Here is a 1,115-nt window from a genome sequence, read left to right as displayed (position 1 = left end):
CCTGCGTCGGGTGCCGCCCGCGCGTCGCGCAGAACTCCACCCATTCCCAGCGAACCCCTCCGAGGGGCGTTGTCACATCAAATTGGTCGATTGCATCACAACGGTTTTGTGTATGATTAGTGGCGTGTTTAAGCACATAATTTAGCAAATAAAAACCGAATAGAAAATCCGCAAGGATTTTCGGAAGTAGGCGAGAACTAGCCATTAATTATACACGTTGTTGCCATTAGTTTTTTATTCGTAATCATCATTATACCAACCTTTCCATTCTCCAGTTGCAGGATAAGTCAATTCATAAATTCTCTTTTCAGATGCACTTAAACTGTCCAAATATTTACTCAATTCCATTATATGAGTTTCTCCATAACCCATTCTCCAACCAATACTATATCTGTCGATTTCAGGATGAGCCAACCAAGGTGGTAAAACAGAGTTTTCAAGTGGTTTAAACTCTCCAATCTTGTTTAAAATATCTCTCGTTTCCATTAAAGCGTAGCCAAGTAAATTCAGTCCGTTCCAAAAATATGGGATTTCAGCATTTTCGTCATTTTGAGCAAGTCCAATTCCCCAAATTTCATCTATAGGACTTGCCTCAACTAAAATTCGGTCATTTGTGTTTTTCAAAAATTCAGATAGTTCTAGGTTTTGACTAAACTTGTGGAAATTACCTCTAACTACTATTTCAAATCGATTTTCTTCCCAAATCCTTTGGTTAAAGTTTTTTACTTTTCTTCCAAGTTCCTTTACTTTTCCTGCTTTTTCTGACTCGATTATTTCCTGATAAATTTCTTTGTCACCAAATAATAGTGCTTTTTCAGCCATCATATAATGTTCGGCTGTCAAGAATTTAATTCCGTTAACTTCAAATTCAGATTCATACCATTGACTGAAACAAGATTTCGTAATTCGGTCAGACTTTTGATGTCCCCAAAATAGAAGATATTTCAGGTTTTCACCTGATTCAATTCGTTCAATTATTTTCTCGTTTGTGTAGTTCATTCAAATTAATGGCAACGTTCAAGTGTAAAAAGCGTTTCAATGCTTTTTACATATTGTTGTGTGCTTTTGTTCAATTTTTGTCCACCGCCAAAGGTAGTGAACAAAGGGGACAGTCG

The 1,115-nt window shown here is 36.9% G+C and carries 1 protein-coding gene; it reads right to left on the bottom strand.

Going from position 1 to position 1,115, the window contains the following annotated elements; all coding sequences use genetic code 11:
* Window positions 1–234 precede the first annotated feature (234 nt).
* Window positions 235–999 (bottom strand): NADAR family protein, encoded by a 765-nt coding sequence (locus tag ACFQ1M_RS11555; protein WP_386408348.1) that lies wholly within the window; start codon window positions 997–999, stop codon window positions 235–237.
* Window positions 1,000–1,115 lie beyond the last annotated feature (116 nt).

This window comes from Sungkyunkwania multivorans (assembly GCF_042675645.1).
GTDB classification, from domain to species: Bacteria; Bacteroidota; Bacteroidia; order Flavobacteriales; family Flavobacteriaceae; genus Sungkyunkwania; species Sungkyunkwania multivorans.
This window is presented reverse-complemented; position numbering and strand designations above follow the sequence as displayed.

Excerpts from the sequence above, each read along its gene's own strand:
- ACFQ1M_RS11555 (WP_386408348.1), bottom strand. The coding sequence starts at position 999 with ATGAACTACACAAACGAGAAAATAATTGAACGAATTGAATCAGGTGAA.